This window comes from Cerasicoccus arenae, from assembly GCF_014651635.1.
Classification (GTDB): domain Bacteria; phylum Verrucomicrobiota; class Verrucomicrobiia; order Opitutales; family Cerasicoccaceae; genus Cerasicoccus; species Cerasicoccus arenae.
The window spans coordinates 22,731-37,554 of record NZ_BMXG01000027.1; the positions used below are offsets into that span (position 1 = coordinate 22,731).

General features: G+C 50.3%; 10 protein-coding genes. 1 reads left to right on the forward strand and 9 read right to left on the reverse strand.

What is annotated here, in order from left to right:
* Positions 1-16: 16 nt before the first annotated feature.
* A complete protein-coding gene (locus IE065_RS16300) occupies positions 17-919 on the forward strand; it encodes a hypothetical protein (RefSeq protein ID WP_189517050.1) in 903 nt (300 codons plus the stop codon).
* Positions 920-1,137: 218 nt separating this feature from the next.
* On the opposite strand, the gene IE065_RS16305 is transcribed toward IE065_RS16300, so the two are convergent.
* Genes IE065_RS16305 through IE065_RS16345 form a run of 9 tightly spaced genes read right to left on the reverse strand, consistent with a single transcriptional unit; the run spans position 1,138 to position 14,814 of the window.
* Positions 1,138-2,886 carry a DUF262 domain-containing protein gene (locus IE065_RS16305; RefSeq protein WP_189517052.1) on the reverse strand — a complete coding sequence of 583 codons (1,749 nt, stop codon included), beginning with the start codon at positions 2,884-2,886 and terminating at the stop codon, positions 1,138-1,140.
* A gap of 9 nt (positions 2,887-2,895) precedes the next feature.
* Positions 2,896-6,201 (reverse strand): DUF499 domain-containing protein, encoded by a 3,306-nt coding sequence (locus tag IE065_RS16310; RefSeq protein WP_189517054.1) that lies wholly within the window; start codon positions 6,199-6,201, stop codon positions 2,896-2,898.
* Between the two features lie 12 nt (positions 6,202-6,213).
* Positions 6,214-6,738, reverse strand: a complete 525-nt coding sequence (locus tag IE065_RS18145) for a hypothetical protein (RefSeq protein WP_200163234.1) — start codon at positions 6,736-6,738, stop codon at positions 6,214-6,216.
* Positions 6,719-7,222, reverse strand: coding sequence for an XRE family transcriptional regulator (locus tag IE065_RS16320; RefSeq protein WP_189517056.1), 504 nt, complete (start codon positions 7,220-7,222; stop codon positions 6,719-6,721). The genes IE065_RS18145 and IE065_RS16320 overlap by 20 nt, the downstream gene beginning before the upstream one ends.
* The gene (locus tag IE065_RS16325) at positions 7,219-7,695 is read right to left on the reverse strand and encodes a hypothetical protein (protein WP_189517058.1); all 477 of its coding nucleotides are present in this window, start codon (positions 7,693-7,695) and stop codon (positions 7,219-7,221) included. The genes IE065_RS16320 and IE065_RS16325 overlap by 4 nt, the downstream gene beginning before the upstream one ends.
* A 29-nt stretch (positions 7,696-7,724) precedes the next feature.
* On the reverse strand, positions 7,725-9,914 hold the full coding sequence (locus IE065_RS16330; RefSeq protein WP_189517060.1) for a KAP family P-loop NTPase fold protein: 2,190 nt from the start codon (positions 9,912-9,914) through the stop codon (positions 7,725-7,727).
* A gap of 2 nt (positions 9,915-9,916) precedes the next feature.
* Positions 9,917-12,658 (reverse strand): DUF1156 domain-containing protein, encoded by a 2,742-nt coding sequence (locus IE065_RS16335; RefSeq protein WP_189517062.1) that lies wholly within the window; start codon positions 12,656-12,658, stop codon positions 9,917-9,919.
* Complete coding sequence (locus IE065_RS16340; protein ID WP_189517064.1) at positions 12,655-13,167, reverse strand: hypothetical protein; 513 nt, start codon at positions 13,165-13,167, stop codon at positions 12,655-12,657. The genes IE065_RS16335 and IE065_RS16340 overlap by 4 nt, the downstream gene beginning before the upstream one ends.
* Before the next feature lie 18 nt (positions 13,168-13,185).
* A complete protein-coding gene (locus IE065_RS16345) occupies positions 13,186-14,814 on the reverse strand; it encodes a hypothetical protein (RefSeq protein WP_189517066.1) in 1,629 nt (542 codons plus the stop codon).
* Positions 14,815-14,824 lie beyond the last annotated feature (10 nt).

The following is a 14,824-nucleotide window of genomic DNA, read 5'->3' on the forward strand; positions in this document are numbered from 1 at the left end:
ACGAGAACACACTAACATGAAAACAACACTCATCCTCTTGGTAACACTCCTCTTTGGCTTAAGCTTACAAGCCGATACGGATGCCGCCGCAAAGCAGCTCGCCCAACAAATTTCCACACAGATGGAAAAAATCGGTAAGACACGCCTTGTTTTGATTGGATTTAAAAACAAGGGAGAGACCCCCGGAGCCGAATTAAGCGTCCCCGATCTGATCGTGGCCCACCTCATGATCAGCTATCCTGGGGATTATGAAGTCGTTGACCCGCTTCAAGCAGATGCCTTCTTGGAATCTGCAAAGATAAAGGAATCGGAGGCCATTCTGCCCGACAACCTAAAAAAGATTAAGGATGGCTTGGGGGTCGATGCGATCGTTTCCGGTCAGATTCTGGATGTCGAAAGCGAGATAAAGGTACACGCAAAAATCATCGACGTGGAAAAGCAGGCCATCGTGGGCTATGCCGTGGCCTCATTGGGGAAAAGTCGGGCTGGGGTGAGGAAAGATAAAGAGAAATCGGCAACCCCGGTCATCGAGATGTATGGATTTGGCTTTGAGTTTGTGTCAGCAGAGCGGATTGATAAAGGTCTGAAGGTATCTTGTTTAGTCTGGGGATTGAACGATGAGAAGCAGATTTGGGTTTATGGCGATTATAATAGTAATCAAACCAGAGTTGTCGATGTGGACGGAAACGCCCTTATCTGCACTGATTTTTGGGTATCAGGTAATAAGGTACGTTACAATCAGGACATCAAGCAGTGGATTCCAAAGGGAGTTAAAACAAAGATGGAGTTTGAATTTACGACTGAACAAGAAATCCCTGATAACCTCCAATTGTTTGAAATAACCTGCCGCGAATTCGGCTATGATGTTAACGACCACAATTACCGGGTCGCCTTCCAAGATATCTACATTAAGCAGTAGGTATTTCGGCTTGATAGATGGGGCCGGATTCGAACTCGATTTCAGATTTCCTAATTTTCCCAATGATTCCCCTTCCTTCTGCTTATCAATACCTTGCGAATTCGATGGCATGTTCTCCTGTGTTATGAAATGCAGGATTTTGCGGCATAAATGGCAAATCTGTGGCAAATTCTGGACATCTGATCGAATGAAACTCGCAGCGTTTGAATCGAAAATATTTACTCTTGGATCTTGTAGTGTTGGCGGACTTTCTCAATTACAAATTGATGGTTTGCTTGAAGCTCAACCGGCGTCCACCTCACGTTTGCATTCAGCACGCGCAGAGAATTTGGGCATGAGCTGATTCGCTTTTGGAAGTAACCCTTTCTCTTTTCCGAGTAATCTTTTCTGCCTTGGGAAGTGTTTTTACGCATTGAAATAAGGACAAGATTGCCAAGCTTGTCGGTCCACTCTTTCCGTTGGTCGTCAGTAAAGTCAGCCCTCCATTGGCTCCCTTCTTCAGGATTTTGAGGAAGGATATGCTCAACCGAAAGCTGGTTTATGGTCATTGGGTGGGAGTCATCACTAAAAAGGTAATCAAGTTTAAGCAAAAGATACCGGGTAAATCTTCGACCGTAGACCGCAGTCTCAACGGATTTCAAAAACCAGTAAGCGTCAAATTCGAACAAGTTACAGGCAATAACTTCATCAGCGCAGGCACTTTTTTCGATCAGCCCGATCAGCTTGTTCATGTTCTCGATTCTTTTTGTCGGAGACAGCTGCCCAATCCAATCTGCTGAAAATTTGTTGTCGAGATTGATAAGGAACTCATAAAGCCTCTCATAGCGGTAGCGCTCAAAGTAGCGCATTAATGGTGGTATCCAGTCCGTTGAAGGCAGGCCCGTCATCATCACACTGACCAAGTTATCAAAAGCAAAGCGTCCATTGAAATGGTCGAAATTCTTACCACTATTGAGTGTGCTGTAGATATCTAAATAATTTTCTACCAGTTCAAATGTCTGCTTACCTTTGACTAGCAACGCTGGCTTCACGATCCCCGTGCTCTTATCTTTCTCGCGTGGATTGTAGATTTTCTGCTCAAACTCATCCAAGAGATTCAAACGCGCTTTGTCTTTCACTAGTATCGTGCGAATGTGGTTAAGGAAACGGTCGAAATCGTCTCCCAGTTCACCTTCAGCTTCTTCCCAAAGCTTAGCGTATCGGGCTTTATCGCTTTTCTTTTCTAGCGCGCCAAGGTTCTGCGACTTAAGGATATCACTATTGCGCAGTGGGACGCCTCGGTCATTCAGGATGGTAAACAAGCGAAAGGCGTCATCCAAGTCCTCCGTGGAAACATAAATCAGCAGAACCTGATTGTATAAAAACGTAATAAAATCTTCGAGATCGACAACCTGCTCCGGACTGGTCAACACCTTGCGCATCTCCAAGATCGCGCCAGCCATATTGGGAACAGAAGGATCTTTCTTTGACCATGTTAACTCCTCGATTTCCTCTGTCTTGGATGTGCCACCATCAGGGATCACATAGGTTTCAACAAAATCCTGCACCTCTTCGCGAATCGCATAAACAATGCGAGTTCGTTCGGGGATTCTTCTTATTTTGTTTCCTTTTTGGAAGATCGATTCTCGGCAACTCCTCTCTATATCTTCGTTATCAGATAGATCGCGGATGCATGCAAACAGCATCAGTAATGTCGTCATTCGCTGCTGGCCATCAAGCAGGTCATTTTCTTCATATTCCTGACCATGCTCGCTACCAGCTTTTTTGTTCTGATAAACGAATGAACCAAGGAAGTATTCTTGGTTCGGTTTGTTGACACAAGCAAAGCTCAGGTCGTCCAACAAATCGTTCACCTCGTCTTTCGACCAAATATACGGGCGCTGATACTCAGGTATTCGGAACCACTTTGTTGAAAAAATATCCTTAACGAGGATTTTCTCACTCTTAATTTCGTGTTCAGTAGCCATGGCGTATTTTTATTCTTGTTCAAACTCCCCGTGATCGAATCCAAGGGTATTACTATTTTCGGCTACCGTTCGCCGGGTAGCGTCATCAAAACCGGTCTCAGAGTGCGCCTCAATCTCCACTGTTATGAACACCTCCGCGCCAAGCTTGCTCGTGAAGTGCTGCAACACTTCCTCGGCTATGTTGCTAAACTCCAAAGCAGCAGAAGTCGGATTGAGTTTCACCGACGCATGGAACCGTTTGAAGGTAGCCGAACCTAGAGTCCCGGCCGCCGTCGTAGTATTTCCAGTATTCGTAGTTGTTGGTTCGCCTGTCTGCGCTGGTGTGCCCGATTCCGTGGGCTGCGTCTCTTCTGTCAGTTGTTTTATCGCTGCCTCTGGTTTAACGACCAGACCTGGGCCATTGCCCGGAATATCCAAGCCACTCTTGGCCGCATGAAGTCCAACATATCGCTTTTTCTCTTCATCATAACCTTCAGCGTAGGCGAATGTATCTGACCGCCAGGTTAGGCTCGCAATGCCATCACTGATGGCCGTCAAAACGGTTTTCTGTGAAACCACCCGTGGAAGGTAAACATACTCAGAGAAATAATTCGTGAGCTTCTGGACTTCGATATGATCAGCATCTTTCCATAGCATCTTATCCATATGATGCTTCAGCACACTACCCGCCAGTTGATCCGCGATAAGCCCATCGCGTTTGAGCCGTTTAAATACCTTTTCGACAATCGCCTCAGCGCCGCCTAGGCGTAGTTCCTGCCACTGGGTCTTGGTCGGATCGGTTTGGTAAGGAACCAATAGCCATTGATAGGTCTCATTGATGCGCGCATTGACCGTCCGATCAAAATCCGCCATCTTCTTCTCCGCTAAATTGCGGTTGTGAGGATCAAGTCCGAGGTTTTCGCGCTCATCGAAAATGGATTTCCAAGCCAAATAGGATGCCACAGACTCGAGTAGGTCTTTGCCTTTGGTACGGTCAGCAGCCAAAAAGACAATCGCATTGCGGTTAATCCGTGGGCTATTGCCACGCTTTTCAAAACACTCAAGTGCCATCGTATTTGCCACGCTGTCGGACTTGCCGGCAGTATGCGATTTGGATGGGTGCAGGATGACCAAGACTGTATCGGTCTCATCAGGGATGTCCGAGCTATCTTCTATGGGGACATGGATCTTGCGGAAACCGCCTCGATCAGCAGCACGATCTCGTAGCCGTTCGCATATTTCAGCTAACAGATCATCCTGATTTTCCTGAAATGCAGCTGATCGGTCTTTGGCAGTCGTCGTTACGTTCGGTTGAGACGAATACCAGTAACGTGCACCGTCTGCATAGAGGTATGAGGCAGAATCCCCGAGCTCGCGCAAGGCATCACCAAACACCGCTATATTTTCGCCGGGCTGAATACTTCCTAAGCGAATCTTGCGTATTTCCAATCCACGATTAGACGATCCCGCAACGGGCGCAGAGCCCAGATAAACTGTTCGAGCTACCCGACGAGTTGCCCATATTTGGCCATAGCGCTTGGATTCCTTGTCCATCCTGGTAGGCAGGGCATTCGGGCCATCGACATCTTTTTCAATGATTACTGGCCAATTCGGCGATAGGTAGCGCGTCATTTCGCTTTCTACCGTAGGCTCATCGATGGGCAACAGCCCCGGCATGATAATCAGCGAACGATCATCGCGATTCCAGAGCGTATGAATCACGCACGCCATCAACCGCAGCACGCCACGGGTCCGCTGGAATTCTTCTAGACTGGACCAATCCTCATATAGACGGTCAAAGAGTTCTGGATGGATGGGATAAGCTGCTTGGATACGAGCAGCGTAGTTCCCTTCTTTGCATTCACTCGGGAACTCGCTCGGATTGTTCCGATACATGGCAGCATACGCTCCCACGACTGCATCGCGATCGGCAAAGTCCTGAGGATCTTCAATCGGTTCAAAGAGTCGACGACGAACGATTTCATAACTTTCGTCCGCCGTGGCAGGCCGCCAGTTAAATTCCAAGCGGCCAAAGGTGTCTTCGAGACTGGCTAGGGCTTCTTGTCCTCCTTGTCCTCCTACCTCGACTTTCGACTGCGGTAACGAAGCAACTAGCAGCGCTTCAGGGCAGGCCTTCACCGCTTCCGTCAACGCTTGGGTGAACTTCAAGTTGCCATCAAACGTGCCACCGGGCAGGCGATCCATGTTATACATGTCCCGCAGATAGGCCACCCACTCATCAATCAAGATCAGGCAAGGACCAACGTGCTTGAACAGCTTGACCAGATCATCGGAACCAGGGGAACTGCCGTGCGCGTCATTTTCCGCCACAAAGGAATAGGCTTCTTTGCCACCCAACTGGTAAGCCATGCGACCCCACAACGTGCGCAGCTCAATGCCTTCCGGCGTTTGCTCCGTCTTACCAGGGTTTAATGCGGTACCGACTAGAACCGATCGCGCGGCTTTCGGTAGTTCTTCTACATTCACCTCTCGCATCAACACATCAACACCTGGTAAATCGCTGCCCGATACACCACTGACTAAGTGATAGAGCGCCAGCATGGAGTGCGTTTTACCGCCGCCAAAATTGGTTTGTAACTCAATAACTGGATGCCCTCCTTTGCCCGAAAGTCGCTTGATCCCGTTTAGCAATAAGCCGCGCAATCCTTCCGTCAGGTAGGTGCGCCGAAAAAAGTCCTGAGGTTTGCCATATTCATCGGGGGCATCGCCACGATGAACCATCGCCAAATCAGCCGCAAATTCTGCCTGGGCGAAATTGCCGGTGCGCACATCGGGATGCGGGTGTATGATCTCGCGCCAAGGGCGCAGTCCTTCTCGCGGCGTTCCAGCTGTTGCCTGACGCTTTGCGCGGTCACTGGCGGTACGCTGCATTTCGGAGAAACGGTTGCGCATGACCTCCCCGTGCATCTTCTCCACTTCGCGGACCGACTCAGCGTCATTGATCGCATTGAGAAGCCGAATGACGGTATCAAGATGCCGCAGCGTATCTGTGGTACTGAAGGGTTTCTGATGCGCCCACTCATTGCGAATGCTTTGTAACTCATGGAGCATACTTCGCTCACCCTTTTCCAGTTTGTAGCGAAAGCAATATTGCCAGAGCGAGAGGACAATCGAAACGATAGCTGCCGCATCCCATTCCTTGGGGCTCTTCGGCACATGCTGCCCCGATTTTGAGCCTTGCGTTAGGTATTCTTGGGCTTTTTCCGCTCCAGATCCATCATACTTCTCGTCCAGTTGTTGCACCACCCAGGTACGCCAGCTGTCCGTAAACAGGTCAATTGCTTTGCCGAGTCGATCACGATTAGAGAGGGCCATGTGGAATGTTGGTCAGGTTTTTTTGATCGCTTTTTTAACTGCTTTCTTCGCAGCCTTTTTCTTGGCAGATTTCTTATTAGGAGAAGCTTTCTTGGCTGCTTCCTCATCTTTGCGTTTACGATCCTGCACCGTTTTAGCGACCTCATGCGGCGCTATAGTCGGCAAGCAAATACGTCCATCGATAAATGATCCACTAAGCCCCCCAAGTACGCCGCGCAGAGTGCTGTAGAGTATAGAAATGCCATTCACATGAACGATGCTTTCGCGCTTATTTGCATCATCTGATAAGTCATCCGGAATCCGGAACTGCCCATTGATTTTGCAATCAACGTCGTAGCCAACCGAGGATCCGTCTGCGGTGAGCTGCTTATATTTAACCCGTAGCTTAACCAGCCTGAGCTGGGCGTCCGTCTCATGTTTGAGCACATCATAATCAAGCCCTAGTGAATGCTTATCGATGTCGACTTCATCATCGGGAAGGTGAAACTCAACATTCAGACGGGTCAGGAAATAATCATCAAGCTGCAGCAGGCTCATTGCGGAAAGATTTTAGGCTGGGTGTGGAATTAGAGGCGCGGAATTTTTGTTTCTTGGGCTCCACGGCACGTTCAGATTTCACCCAAGCACCGCGGACTGGTTCGACTTTCAGGCAGTGAATGACCATGGTTACCTCCTCGTTGCGCGGGTAGTTAATATCCACTTTGCGTCCGAGGTGGTGCATGACCTCTACCATGGTGTCCACGGTATAGTTCACGCGCTTATCCTCCTTGAGCAATTTGCTTAAATATTGGCGAGTCTTGCCGCAGCGCTTGGCCAATTCACTTTTAGTAATACCCTCATCGTCCATCGTTTCCAGGATGTAGTGGATAAATTGGTCCTTGAGGACACCGGACTTAAAGGACGGTTTGTCCATGATCGCGCGGGTTTCGCGTGCCATGTCATCCAATTCTTTGTCACTCAGCGGGCGAGCGCTGGCGAAAAACTCATCGATATCGAGGTTCAACTCTTGCTTCGTTTTCATGGTTTTGTCTCCGACTTGAGATAGATATCTCTAACCTTGGCGCAGGTAGCAAAGGCGCTATCTTGATCTTTCGTGTGGGCACCCTTGCCCTTCCAATAGGTATTGGTGCAGATGATTACTTTATTTTCTGCGTGATGGTAAAAAAAGAATAAGCGACATTTGCAGGAGGTGTTTTTAAACTCATAGACATTGCGCTTATCCTCGTCAGCCCGGATCAGGTCTTGATTGCGGTGCACATGGTTCGCGCCGGCATAGCGAATGGCGCGCAACAGCTTTTCATACTCTTTGGGAATGGTTTGTTGCCACTCTTGGAGCTGATTGAGGACTGGTGATAGTATGTTTCCATGTTCGTCTCGCTTTCCCAGGCACTGAATTTGCCAACAGGCTTGTTCATGTTCTTCTAGACCCGGAATATCGACTAGCTTGTAGGTGTTTGTCAACCTAGGAGTTGACATATTGCGCTTCTTTTTCAATGTTTTTCCTTGCTGCTCAAAATCCGAAATCAGTCATCATTGGGTTGGCTTGCGTCAGCATCACCGCGGTGCCATCGTTCCAACGATTCTTTTAAAAATTGGGAGATTTTGGGATCCCCTTTCCCTTCTGCATCTACTTCATTCAGAATACTTTGGCATCCTACCCAATAGGCCTGCGATGCATATTTTTCCAATTCCTGCCACGACAAGTAGGATCGGTTCTTGACGTAGACCGAGGACATGGCCTGGGAGGAGCGCTGCGATACCAACGACGCCAAGAGGCGCAAAATTGGCCCTGGATCACTTATTGATCGGACAAACTCACGCACTTTCTCCTGGTCGCCAATATTGAGCCAATACCGCAGAACGTAGCCCAAAGATGCAACATTGTAGAGTCGTTCAGGCTCATTGGCTGCGCAGTCGTCGATTCGGGTCTTCCACAGCTTCTCCATATCATCGAATCGCTGCGGGACATTTTCCACATCCGGATGATTATCATCGAGTTTATTCCGGTCGAACCATTGAAGCCAGTGAGCACCAAACGTCAGGCTCCGCGTCTCGGTAACAAGTTTTTCAATCAGATTGAAGCGCTCATTTACATTCGCATCGTCCGTGGAGCGCCGAACAATCTGATCAATATAGTCAGCCTCATTTTCAGAAAAAATACTCCGCCCAACGTCAAAACGGTCGCAAAGATCCGAAAGCCCAAGCAAGTATTCCACCTTGTGTGGACTCGTTAAAAGCTCCGATTCAGCTTCGAGACGCTGTAGTGCTGACAATGCTCTCCCGTGTTCAATAAGCTTGCTGAATTCGGCGACAAACTGATCCCGGTCTTTCGTTCGATCCAGAATTTGGCGTATCTCGGCTTCGCTGACTTCCTGCGCGCTAAGTGCATAGCGAAAATAGCGATCAAAATGCTCAGGGACGCAGACCCTCAACTCCCGTCGCCATTGCATCATAAAACCACCGCTATATCCCTGCCCTCCCCAGCTTTGAGCAAGCAGCGGAAAAAGCTCTCCAAGAATTGCGTAGAGCTGAGTTTCATCCGATGCTCGTCGCAACTTTAGCAGTTCCTCAACGAAGGTCTTCTGCTCTTCTTTTCCCGTATCAATGTCATGCTCACCAGTGGCTAGCGCGCGCTTGTCCGCCAAGAACTGGTAGATTTCCGGTTCGAAGACGCGCAAGCATTCAAGTGCGAACAAATCGATCTGGTTCACATCCAAAGTAGAATCCTCGATGAGTGAGAAAAACGTTATTTCAAAGGTGGAGACAAATCGGTAAACATGTCGAAAGGTTTTGAAGTAACCACGGAAGCCGCGAAACCAAAGATTAGACCAGCGCTCATCGTCGAATCGGTGGTTCGCAGCTTGCGCTAGAAATTCATCAAATCGCTTAAACAAGGCCTGGTGCACCTGTCGAAAATCCGGTTGTGGCAGATCAAACAAACTGTGTACGATCTTCTCCAAGAACAAACGCCCCTTGCCATTGGAAAGCCTATCCAGCGCGCTTTCCGCCGTATCCCGCTGAAACAGCATCAGAAACATTAGGTTCGGAAAATCGGCGTTTGCTTTGACCAGGCGGAAGATCAGGCAGATTTCCTCCGAAGTAAGCCGATCAATGTCATCCACCACGATCAGGATGGGTGCCTTCAAATCCTTCAAGGACTGGGAAATCTCCTCCCGCAAATCTACGAGTGACTTATCAGGTTGCGCCAGCGAGTCAGCGGCATGGTCTGCCATCTCTTGGGCCCGCTTGAGTGCACCTTTACTGAATTTGCCAGCGGCGGCCATCCCTGGCACCACCACCCCGATCACCTCGGAAGCCTCGGCGATCTTCGCCCCAAAGCCCAGATACCGCGAATACCTCGTCCAAAGCTCGCGCCGCGCCGTATCCTTGGCATCATCACCTTTCGGAAACTGCGACGCGATCTGGCCAAAGAAGGTTTGGGTAATGGCTTCGATCCCCGTAACCATCCAGGGGTTGAACTCGACTACGGGAATGTCCGTATTGTTTGCTTCCAGATGGTGGACAATGAGATTTTTGAGCGAAGTCTTACCTGTGCCCCAGTCTCCACAGAGCCCAATCGTCAGGCTATGGTCTCCCCGCCAGCGACTAAGCCGCGCGGCGAATCCCTTGGCAAAGCGATCGCGCCCCAAGCCGTCCTGATCAGGGCTTTGGATCGGATAGTCGCCCTGCGAAAATGTCGCTTCGTCCGCCATGATTAGCCTTCGAGCTTAAAGTCCTCCATCTTATCCGTAAGGCGTTGAGCATCGCCCCAGGCAGTGACGAGCACGTTGTAGGGGGTGGCGTCCTTGGCCCAGCCCTTACGTTCGCATACGTCGTAGAGGCGATACGCCAAAGCGCGGCCACTCTCTGCGTGGGATCCTGCCTGCTTGATCAGTTTGGCGAGCCCCTCATTACCCTGCTTCTCCTGGGTGGCAATCATTTGCTGGCACACGCCCCAGTCAGTCAACTTACCACCGGGAGCAAGCAGCCACTCCTCACTCATCTCATCCCGCCGCAGCAGGCGCACCTTGCCGCCACCGGCGTGGATGATGCCTGTATCTCGCAGACCTTCCAGGGAGACACCCTTGGAACGGCAGAGGCCATCTGCCTCGCCTGCTTCGGCTGCGGCGTGACCAAAACTCTCAAACCAGGCCACCGCCCACTGGCTCGCGCGGTCCAGCTCAGCTTCGATCCCGCTTAGCATTTCACCGAGGCGTTGGTTGATCAAGTCCAGCGCGGATGAAACCGGCATACGCTCGCCATCGGCTTCGATAATTTTCTGATAGCGGCTATAGATCGCCATGGCCGGTCCCAGGATCGCCTGAGCCAAGTCCACCGCCGGAATGCCCTCTTCCTGCAGTTGCCGCAAAGCCGGGGGAAGTTCGCGGTCCAGCTCCCGCAGGAACTCGATGCGCGTGCCCGTCAGCGCGCTCTCCGGGCGTAGGCGGCAGGCCAGCACCACGTAAGAGGCCAGAGCGTTCGTCCCCATGCCCACCATCCGCCATTTCTGCGAGGCGCGCACCGGCCACGTTGCCGTGATTTGAAAGCCCGACTGGATCAAGGATTCAAGCAAGGTTTCCCAGCCGGATTGTCGACCAGAAGGACCGCCCTTTACGTCACTATCGCTCTCGGTCTGCTTCATCGCGTAGTAAACCGTGAGCGGAAAACGCGGGTCCAAAGCGTGCTTCATTCCCGTAAAGGCGTCACGGAAACCCGATTCAAAATGCTCTTTCGCCTTGTCCTTGTCGCCATGTCGATAAGGGCTGGCGATCAGCTCTTCCGTTTTGGGAGTCAGGAGTGTGCTCAACAACTCGGGATGCACGTCCCGCAAGCTACGCCGCAGCCACACATAGAAAAAATCACTTAGATCGGCGTAACTGATATTATCGTAGTAAGGCGGGTCAGTCGAAATTATGATAGATTGCGGCGGCCACTTCGTGTCGGCCGCGTCTTGCTGTTTGACTTGGCCGGGAGTGGATGGAGTAATCGGACAGGTCTGTATGCATTTTGCCGTATATTCGTATGATGGCTTCCAACCACCAACGACTTCATTCAATGTGTTTGCTTCTGCAAAATCCCAAGCCATGGGAATAGCTTGCCGCCCGAAAAGATGCATTACCTTTTCATTACTCGCACCCCATCCAGTGAGTGAATTATTAAAATCACTCACCCGATCAACTGAGCAAGCTAAGAAAGTTGCTATTGCATTGGCGTAATCTCTCGCCCCGCCGTCATATTCCACATTTGAGCGTGTAATAGCAATCAGGTCAGAAAGCGTAGTTAGTGCATTTAACTGCCGAGCAGTAAATAAATCACCATAGCAATTTAAGCCATATGGAGGCACCCAAATATTTCTTGGGTCATAATTTATTTTCTGTGATGGATACCATTCCGGATTGGCACTCGCTGCAACGCGCTCGTGTTCTGGACATGCTGGAAGATATACTCGTTGGCGACCGCCATCAGCCACAATCGCGATCAGTCTTTGGCCCATCCGACCTGCAGAACCTTCCTGCTTAATGTAGCTGGGACTCATGGGGGCCTTTGAAAGCAGGCAATGAAAATTAGCGCCACGCCCCAGCTTGGTGCCATCACTGTATCCCTGCGGAGCCTTCCCTTGCTTCACCTCAAAGCGATAGCTGTCACCTTCGATGATGGGCTCTAAGTAGGCTTCTTTTCCCTTCTTCGATGAGAGCACATAATTGGAAATCAACGGCACATCCACTTTGGAAAAGGCTGGGTTCGGGCTCTTCACCGTGCGTGCCCATATCCAGGCGATCACATCGGCTTCGCCACCGCCATACTCCGCCGGCAGTGTTAACTTAGGATACAGATGGCCGATGCGCTTGCGCGCTTCTTCCAACATCCTGTTCCCATAGTAGCGCACGTCTTCCGCCAGTCCCCGGGCGCGCGTCCACTTCATTTTCTTGGGGCTGTCAGGGTTGACTGGGGGGTGATCCGCGAATCGCACGGGGTAGTCAATCGTCGCCTTCGTAATGAGCGCGGGCACCGGGTTCAAGTCGCGCCCATGCGCCTGAAAACCAAGCCGCTGTGCCTCCAAGGGGATCGATCCCCCTCCTGTAAAGGGATCGAGCACTTCTGGCATCTTGCCATCGCAGGCTTGCTCGATCACCCGACGCGCTTCTTCAAACACTTCCGGCCGCTCATGCGGCTTCTTGTCGAGGAGTCGGATGATGAGATTGTGCAGATACTCCCGCTCCGCCAGTCGCTTGTCCTTCTCTGGCTTAGGCAACTCCTCAAATCCCTCGATCGAGCAGGGATCATCCACCACCGACGCAAACAGCACGGCGCGAGCACATGGCAGCGGTAGCCGCGCCCACCAATGATGTATCCCCTTCGGGTGCGCGCCGATCCCCGGCATCTTGTCATACGCCGAGGCATCGTTGATCTCCGCCAAGGGGATGACCGTTTCAATAAGTTTCTTCGTGGGTTTCATGAATGTCGCCGTCTGTTGTTGTACCGAATGATTTTGCCCTCCTTTTTACGGACTTGGTCGGCATGACTTCCAGTGCTTGGCAAATCAGAATCATTACCAGCAACAGGACCCTCAAAGCGAACCTCGAACTGATTCCCTGTGCAATCGGTTTTTCTGCGTTTTTTGCGCCGCATCCATTGCTCGCCCGGATCAATGTATTGTCGCTTTTCTTTTAGGCTGCTGCCCAGGATGTGATCAATGGTCGCTGGCCCAATGGGCTTCTTCGTCAATTGACGCAATGCCTCTTCCTCTTCAACCTTGAGCTTCTTCTTAAACTCCGCTTCAAGCTGATGTAACAGCACGGGGACGCCAGCAGCACTCGTAAGCCGTTCAAACGCCTTTGGTTGCAACGACACAGTCGTAGATTCACCGGCGGCAGCCCTGAGCTGTTCGTAATACTGTGAAGAAATCTCAACACTTTCGATTTCACCATCGTCGGTAAGGGAAAACTGAACTTTATGACCACTCATCAAACCAGTACCTCTCCGTTAAAATTTCTTGGTCAGTGTCGTATGGTTGGGCATATGGGGACCAACATAGCCGACTAGAATTTTTTGTTCGGTGTCAACGAATGCAAAATGAATACGTAATAACCGTGGCTTGGCATTTTGATGCTTGAGGTGAAAGGAGATGTCATATTCGCGTTCCCCGTAGTTCACCTTGCGTAATTTTACCAGATCCTTGTTCTTATTCGTCATCGTCCCTTCGCTCGTGGCCAACTCAATCCCCGTGCGTTCACGAAAGATTCTTTCAAAATCCCCCTTGCCGCCTTCCTGAAATTTGATGGCGTGCATGGTCGTCGCCAGATGATAAAACATCTTCCAGGCATGCTCAATGTCGGAGAATTCAACGTATTCCTCCGCAGATTTAAGTGCCCAGTCCAGAAAAATTAGTCTGTCCGAGTGCAGGCTCTGGAATGTCTTGCTTACTTGCAGCAACGTTTCTGGAAATGCGGATAAGCCAGCAGCCCATTCAGCTCTTTCTTTGACTAATGCGTCACTGTTGCCCTTTATGCTTAACGCACCGAGCTTGCTCTCTAACGCGCGCTTTTCCTCTTGAATAATTGAATGTTCACTCGCCATGTAGCTGGCTTCCTCATTCGCCTCGTCGCGCTCCTTCTCGATGTCAGTGATTAATTTGGTAATCTCATCCACTTCCTTGGACAGCTCCGAATGCTCATCCCGAAAACGAAGCAATTTGTAGAGCGTAAGCATACGACTAACATCCGAGATATTACGCACGCAACCCTCCTCCTCCAACGGATGATTCCGAAGCAAATTGTTTATTATTGCCTCGCGGTCCTGATGGTACGTCGCTTCGTCGAGGTAGTAATAGCGATGCCGCTCAGGGCGTGGGTTTTCAGGATCCAACGCAAAGAATACTCTAAATCCTCCATAGGGCACCCGCATCTCCTTCGGCAAATATTTTCGTATTTCTTCCGCGAGCGCCTCATCGTCCTTGATCAGGATGACTTGGCATTTCCCCGCCAGTCGCTTCGCAAAGAACTTGGCCTCATCCTCCAAGGCATTCTGCCCGTTGAATATCAGGACAGGATATTTTCGGGCCGGAGACATAATTAATCCCGCCAGATATTTACCATGTTCTACTTTGGAAAAGGGAACTGGCAGATTGAACAGATCATAACGCTCGGTGCCACTGTAAACTTTGAAATTTCCACCGGTCAAGTAGCGCACAAAACGCGGGACATTCGTTGACGGCGCCGAATCATGTGCTCGCAAGTCATGCAAATTCCATGCGTAGGCCACCCGACAATAAAATACGGCCATATCCCCGATCACCTTGATTGCAATATCCGTATACCAAAAGCTGCCCTGATCATATTTCCGCTCCGTGAGGCGTAAAGCCCAAGCTGTATATTCCTCGCACTTGTAAAAATTGGTGGCAATGGATGTGAATTGGAAATCTTCCCATGTGCAACGGGTAAAAAACGCTTTCCGATCATCGCGCTGCGCTAAATCATAGCCGCCTTCCTGGTTCTTAAGCTTTTCACAAAGCCAACCAAAGATGACATTTTGAACGGCGGTATAGACGTCTCGTTCATCTTTCGATTTTACGCGAAAGCTGGTTTGATAATGGGTTAAGGTGTTGATTTCCATGGGCAACAAG

Excerpts from the sequence above, each read along its gene's own strand:
- IE065_RS16305 (WP_189517052.1), bottom strand. The coding sequence starts at position 2,886 with ATGGCTACTGAACACGAAATTAAGAGTGAGAAAATCCTCGTTAAGGAT.
- IE065_RS16340 (WP_189517064.1), bottom strand. The coding sequence starts at position 13,167 with ATGAGTGGTCATAAAGTTCAGTTTTCCCTTACCGACGATGGTGAAATC.
- IE065_RS16310 (WP_189517054.1), bottom strand. The coding sequence starts at position 6,201 with ATGGCCCTCTCTAATCGTGATCGACTCGGCAAAGCAATTGACCTGTTT.
- IE065_RS16330 (WP_189517060.1), bottom strand. The coding sequence starts at position 9,914 with ATGGCGGACGAAGCGACATTTTCGCAGGGCGACTATCCGATCCAAAGC.
- IE065_RS18145 (WP_200163234.1), bottom strand. The coding sequence starts at position 6,738 with ATGAGCCTGCTGCAGCTTGATGATTATTTCCTGACCCGTCTGAATGTT.
- IE065_RS16335 (WP_189517062.1), bottom strand. The coding sequence starts at position 12,658 with ATGAAACCCACGAAGAAACTTATTGAAACGGTCATCCCCTTGGCGGAG.
- IE065_RS16345 (WP_189517066.1), bottom strand. The coding sequence starts at position 14,814 with ATGGAAATCAACACCTTAACCCATTATCAAACCAGCTTTCGCGTAAAA.
- IE065_RS16300 (WP_189517050.1), top strand. The coding sequence starts at position 17 with ATGAAAACAACACTCATCCTCTTGGTAACACTCCTCTTTGGCTTAAGC.
- IE065_RS16320 (WP_189517056.1), bottom strand. The coding sequence starts at position 7,222 with ATGAAAACGAAGCAAGAGTTGAACCTCGATATCGATGAGTTTTTCGCC.